Annotated in this window: 5 protein-coding genes; 1 reads left to right on the plus strand and 4 read right to left on the minus strand. The window is 40.6% G+C overall.

The window, feature by feature from the left end; all coding sequences use genetic code 11:
• Nucleotides 1–370: 370 nt before the first annotated feature.
• The 3 genes from sdhB to GZA11_RS15915 all read right to left on the minus strand — a co-directional run bounded on the left by sdhB (nt 371) and on the right by GZA11_RS15915 (nt 3,566).
• Nucleotides 371–1,132 carry a succinate dehydrogenase iron-sulfur subunit gene (gene sdhB / locus GZA11_RS15905; RefSeq protein ID WP_163184374.1) on the minus strand — a complete coding sequence of 254 codons (762 nt, stop codon included), beginning with the start codon at nt 1,130–1,132 and terminating at the stop codon, nt 371–373.
• 6 nt (nt 1,133–1,138) lie between these two features.
• Nucleotides 1,139–2,896, minus strand: coding sequence for a succinate dehydrogenase flavoprotein subunit (sdhA, locus tag GZA11_RS15910; protein ID WP_038536586.1), 1,758 nt, complete (start codon nt 2,894–2,896; stop codon nt 1,139–1,141).
• A gap of 61 nt (nt 2,897–2,957) precedes the next feature.
• Nucleotides 2,958–3,566: a succinate dehydrogenase cytochrome b558 subunit gene (locus GZA11_RS15915; protein ID WP_038536588.1), complete on the minus strand. Its 609-nt coding sequence runs from the start codon at nt 3,564–3,566 to the stop codon at nt 2,958–2,960.
• Nucleotides 3,567–3,977: 411 nt separating this feature from the next.
• Between GZA11_RS15915 and GZA11_RS15920 the strand changes: the two genes are divergently transcribed.
• Nucleotides 3,978–4,421, plus strand: a complete 444-nt coding sequence (locus GZA11_RS15920; RefSeq protein WP_038536590.1) for a YslB family protein — start codon at nt 3,978–3,980, stop codon at nt 4,419–4,421.
• A gap of 37 nt (nt 4,422–4,458) precedes the next feature.
• Here GZA11_RS15920 and GZA11_RS15925 read toward each other — a convergent pair whose 3' ends face one another.
• Nucleotides 4,459–5,679, minus strand: a complete 1,221-nt coding sequence (locus GZA11_RS15925) for an aspartate kinase (RefSeq protein WP_163184375.1) — start codon at nt 5,677–5,679, stop codon at nt 4,459–4,461.
• Nucleotides 5,680–5,932 lie beyond the last annotated feature (253 nt).

Raw genomic sequence — 5,932 nt, forward strand, 5'->3', positions numbered from 1 at the left:
ACTAAGTAGGTTATGAAGGGTACTTCACGTATCCATCAGACCTCCCCGGGTAAGAGTGTAATCTTTCCTTCCATCCATCTGCTTCATTTACTCTGTATCACCTTCGGCAGAAAGGGCTTTGTTTTGTTGTGCAAACTCACCCAGTGATACCTAGCCTCATATGAAGTTCGTGTTCCTCAGATCGGAAGTTTGCCGCTCGCTTCCTTCAGATTCCGCGTCACCACGGACACCCTTGCGTTAAGCTAACTGCTACTTCTGCCTTCGCAGCTCGGGACTTTCACCCTATAAATTACACCCATGCCGGGCGCACACAAAAAACCTTCTTTTCCATAATAGAAAAGAAGGTTTTTCCTCTCAAACCAATTTATATTTAATCTCGGTCGCTTCCGAAGAAGTTTCTGAATGCTTGAATGGTTGTATCTCTGTTTAATGCTGCAATGGAGGTAGTTAATGGAATACCTTTCGGGCAAGATTGAACACAGTTTTGTGAGTTACCGCAGTTAGCAAGTCCTCCATCTCCCATGATTGTCTCTAAACGCTCTGCCTTATTCATCGCACCAGTTGGATGCGCATTGAACAAGCGAACTTGTGATAATGGCTGTGGTCCGATAAAGTTTGATTTGCTGTTTACGTTTGGACATGCCTCAAGGCATACACCACAAGTCATACACTTGGAAAGTTCATAAGCCCATTGACGTTTTTTCTCCGGCATACGCGGACCAGGTCCTAAATCATAAGTACCATCAATCGGAATCCATGCTTTTACTTTTTTCAATGCATCAAACATTCTGCTACGGTCAACCACCAAATCGCGAACAACTGGGAAAGTACGCATTGGCTCTAAACGAATTGGTTGCTCTAATTGATCAATTAATGCTGAACAGGATTGACGCGGCTTTCCGTTAATGACCATGGAACAAGCACCGCACACCTCTTCAAGACAGTTCATTTCCCAAATAACAGGGGTAGTAGCTTGTCCTTTGGCATTGACCGGATTTTTACGAATTTCCATTAGCGCCGAAATCACGTTCATATTCGGACGATATGGGATTTCAAATTCTTCCGTATATGGTGCAGAATCCGGAGTGTCTTGACGCTGGATAATAAATTTCACTGTTTTAGTTTCTGCCATTCTTTCCTACTCCCCTTTCTTCTTTGTATAATCGCGCTTACGAGGCTTAATTAAGGAAATATCGACATCTTCATAATGGAATGCCGGAGCAGATTTAGCATCCACAAATTTAGCCATTGTTGTTTTTAAGAATTCCTCGTCATTACGTTCAGGGAATTCAGGTTTATAGTGTGCACCGCGGCTCTCATTACGATTGTAAGCACCAAGTGTAATAACACGTGCCAATTGAAGCATATTAAATAACTGACGTGTAAAGGTTGCTCCTTGGTTACTCCATTTAGCGGTATCATGAATATTAATATTTTGATAACGCTCTAAAAGCTCTTGAATCTTTTCATCTGTTTTTAACAGTTTGTCATTATAACGTACAACAGTAACATTGTCGGTCATCCATTCGCCAAGTTCTTTATGAAGGAGATAAGCATTTTCATTACCATCCATTGACAAAATGGCATTCCATTTTTCTTCCTGTTCTTTTACATGACGGTCAAATAAAGTTGATGAAATAGCATCAGAGCTCTTCTCAAGTCCTTTAATATATCTAACCGCATTCGGTCCAGCTACCATACCGCCGTATACCGCAGAAAGCAGGGAATTTGCACCTAAGCGGTTCGCACCGTGTTGTGAATAATCACATTCACCAGCAGCAAATAAACCTGGAATATTCGTCATTTGATCATAGTCAACCCATAGACCGCCCATGGAATAGTGTACAGCAGGGAAGATTTTCATCGGAACTTTACGAGGGTCTTCTCCCATGAATTTTTCATAAATCTCGATAATTCCTCCCAGTTTGATGTCCAATTCTTTTGGATCTTTATGGGAAAGATCGAGATATACCATGTTTTCACCGTTGATACCAAGTTTCATGTCCACACAGACACTGAAAATTTCACGCGTTGCAATATCCCTTGGTACAAGGTTACCATATGCAGGATATTTTTCCTCAAGGAAATACCATGGCTTACCATCTTTGTACGTCCATACACGTCCACCTTCACCGCGAGCCGACTCACTCATTAAACGAAGTTTGTCATCCCCAGGGATGGCAGTTGGGTGGATCTGAATCATTTCCCCGTTTGCATAATAAGCTCCTTGTTGATAAACAATAGAGGCTGCAGAACCAGTGTTAATTACTGAGTTGGTAGATTTACCGAAGATAATTCCAGGTCCGCCAGTTGCCATAATTACTGCATCAGCGGCGAATGATTTTATTTCCATGGTTTTTAAGTCTTGGGCAACAATCCCGCGGCATATTCCCTCATCATCAAGGACGGCTCCAAGGAATTCCCAACCTTCATATTTAGTAACCAATCCAGCAACTTCATGACGGCGAACCTGCTCGTCCAATGCATACAGTAATTGCTGACCAGTCGTTGCACCTGCAAATGCTGTACGGTGGTGCTGTGTACCGCCAAAGCGACGGAAATCCAAAAGACCTTCAGGAGTACGGTTAAACATTACCCCCATACGGTCAAATAAATTTATAATACCAGGTGCCGCTTCACACATTGCTTTAACCGGTGGCTGGTTGGCCAAGAAGTCTCCACCATAGATGGTATCATCAAAGTGAATCCAAGGAGAATCCCCTTCACCTTTTGTATTTACTGCTCCATTAATACCGCCTTGGGCACAAACAGAGTGAGAGCGCTTAACAGGAACAAGAGAAAATAACTCAACAGGTGTTCCCGCTTCCGCAACTTTAATTGTTGCCATCAAGCCGGCTAAACCGCCACCGACTACGATCACCTTACCTTTACTCATCGTGACTCACTCCCTAATCCTAACTCCAATATTTTTCCATTCTCATTAATAAACTTTAAAATCAAACAAACGCAAACAATGCACGAAGTCCAACAATTGATAATGCAACAAATACCCCAATTGTAAAATATGTAGAAATTACTTGAGAACGAGGAGATTGTGTAATTCCCCAACTTACAAAGAATGACCATAAACCGTTCGCAAAATGAAAAATAGCTGATAAAACCCCAACAATATAAAACACCATCATCAATGGGTTGGAAAGAATATCATGCATCATTTGGTAATTCACATGCGCTCCAAATGCTGCTGCAACCCTTGTCTGCCATACATGCCAAGCAATGAAAATTAAAGTAATAATGCCTGATACTCTTTGAAGCAAGAACATCCAGTTTCTAAAATATCCAAATCTACTTACATTGTTTGTTGCAGTAAAAGCAATATACAGTCCATAGATTGCATGAAACAACAATGGTAAATAAATAATTACAGTTTCCAGAACAATTCGGAATGGTAGATTGCCCATAAATTCGGCTGCTTCCTCGAAGGCTCCCGGCCCTCTAGTTGCAAAATGGTTCACAATCAGATGCTGAGTCAGGAAAACCCCAATAGGAATGACTCCAAGCAGCGAATGCAGCCTCCGGTTAAAAAATTCGCGATTCCCCGCCATTGCTTTACCCCCTTTTGAATTAAAAAATGATGTTAAGTTCTCTTAAAAATAACTTAGCATCACTGTGACAATTATGTGACAAGTTCATTTTACTCCCATCAACATGGAGCGTCAAGGAAACGGATACATAAATACATTATAAAAAATAAAATTTTTTAAATATATTGATATTATAATAGAAAAGAGTTTATATTCTCATATATTGAAAACGCTTTAATTTTATATGAGAAATTCCAACATCTTACGGTAGTTATTTATTCCTTTTAGGAAAATGATGATTATTATAAAAAATAAGAATAGGTTTTGAAAAATAGTGAAATTCCCTTCTATGTTTTATCGGATTCTGAGGAAAATGATACTGAAAAGGGACTCAATTTGTATATAATAGAATGGTAGAAAGAGGGGAAACATGTGAAAGAAAGTACAGTTGTTGAACAAAATGTCCATGAATTGGAACCAAGAAGTATTTCAATCTTTGGTTATCAACTAATCAGAGAAACACTCCTACCTGAGATTTTAGGTCAAGATACTCCTGAAATTCTTTACTGGGCTGGCAAACAGCTCGCACGAAAATACCCATTAGAAGGATATAATGAAATCATTGATTTTTTTGCTAAAGCTTCGTGGGGTCACTTGGAATTGAAGAATGAAAAGAAAAATGAAATGGACTTCGAACTATCCAGTCCACTTATCGTATCTCGAGTCAAATCGAAAGCCGAAAACTACTTCCAACTCGAAGCTGGCTTCTTAGCCCAACAAATCCAACAACAAAAAGGAGTCACCGCCGAAACATTTGAACACCCCGTAAAAAAATCAAACAAAGTCCTATTTACTGTAAAATGGGAAAAATTATAAAAAGGTGTCAGGCTCTATTGCCTTGACACCTTTTTCATTATTGATGCTGACCAAGTTCAAATGCTTCGTGTAGGGCTTGTACAGCATTTAGCATGTTTTTGTCTTCAACCACTGCGGAAACTTTGATTTCTGAGGTACTAACCATTTTGACTAGGATTCCTTGTTCAGCTAAAACTTCGAACATTTTAGCTGCAACACCTGGGTTGGAAATCATACCTGAGCCAACGATGGAAACTTTTGCTAGCTTATTTTCGGCGTCAAGCTGTTCATAACCAAGATAATCTTTATTGTTCTCAAGAACATTTAGTGTTTCCATCCAGTCATTCGTATGGATCGAGAAGGATAAATTCGTTGTTCCGTCCTCTGTTGTGCTTTGGATAATGATGTCCACATTGATATGATGTTGAGCCAGTGTTGTAAAAATTGTAGAAAGGCTTGTTAAATTATTACGTAGCCCCAATACGGTTACTTTCGTGATTTCATCTTCAAATGCTACTCCGCGTACTACTAAATTTTGTTCCATTTTTGCTTCCCCCTCAATTACCGTTCCATCAACCTTCTCCATACTAGAACGGACTTCTAGACGAACATTGTAATTTTTCGCAAACTCTACCGCCCTTGGATGAAGGACTCCGGCACCTAGATTAGCCAATTCGAGCATTTCATCATATGATACAGACAGTAATTTGCGAGCATTCTTCACATATCTTGGATCGGTTGTGAATACCCCCGGAACATCTGTATAAATATCGCATTTTTCAGCCTTTAATGCGGCTGCCAAGGCGACAGCCGTCGTATCTGAACCTCCGCGTCCTAATGTTGTAATTTCGCCATCCTCAGTGATCCCTTGGAAACCTGCAACAATAACAATGGTCCCTTCAGATAGCTGTTTTTGGATTGCTTCTGTATTAATATTAGAAATTCTTGCATTACCATGAACTGCCTCCGTCAATATACCCGCTTGCCAGCCGGTAAAAGAAACAGCCGGCAGATTCATTTGATTTAACGCCATAGCTAATAATGAAATCGTAACCTGCTCCCCTGTTGATAACAGCATATCCATTTCCCTCTTATTCGGCTGCTGAGAGATTTGCTTAGCCATATTGACAAGTTGGTCGGTTGTTTTCCCCATCGCTGAGACAACTACCACTACTTCGTTTCCTCTTTCCTTCTCTTCACGAATCCGTTCGGCTACATTTAAGATTCTTTCAATGGTTCCGACAGAAGTCCCACCAAACTTTTGGACAATTATTCCCATCCTTTTCCCCTCATTCCTTCTAAACAGTAAAATCGAGTAGGAGGGAGCGATTAACTCCCGTCCTCTCACACCACCGTACGTACGGTTCCGTATACGGCGGTTCAATTAAGATAATTGACGCAAGTCTTTATAACTTCCGTGAATAGCTGTTCTCTTTATGCCAGTGGTCACTCCACCCTCCAAGAGGTCTCCCACGGGATTCACCGCTTCCTCCCTCAAGTGAGGTACTACGTTTTCTGTGTTCATCATGACT

The sequence above is a fragment of the Neobacillus sedimentimangrovi genome, from assembly GCF_010614825.1.
In the GTDB taxonomy this organism is placed as follows: domain Bacteria; phylum Bacillota; class Bacilli; order Bacillales; family Cytobacillaceae; genus Neobacillus; species Neobacillus thermocopriae.

Bases quoted from the DNA above. Each gene is read 5' to 3' on its own strand.
- sdhB (WP_163184374.1), bottom strand. From the start codon at position 1,132: ATGGCAGAAACTAAAACAGTGAAATTTATTATCCAGCGTCAAGACACT.
- sdhA (WP_038536586.1), bottom strand. From the start codon at position 2,896: ATGAGTAAAGGTAAGGTGATCGTAGTCGGTGGCGGTTTAGCCGGCTTG.
- GZA11_RS15915 (WP_038536588.1), bottom strand. From the start codon at position 3,566: ATGGCGGGGAATCGCGAATTTTTTAACCGGAGGCTGCATTCGCTGCTT.
- GZA11_RS15925 (WP_163184375.1), bottom strand. From the start codon at position 5,679: ATGGGAATAATTGTCCAAAAGTTTGGTGGGACTTCTGTCGGAACCATT.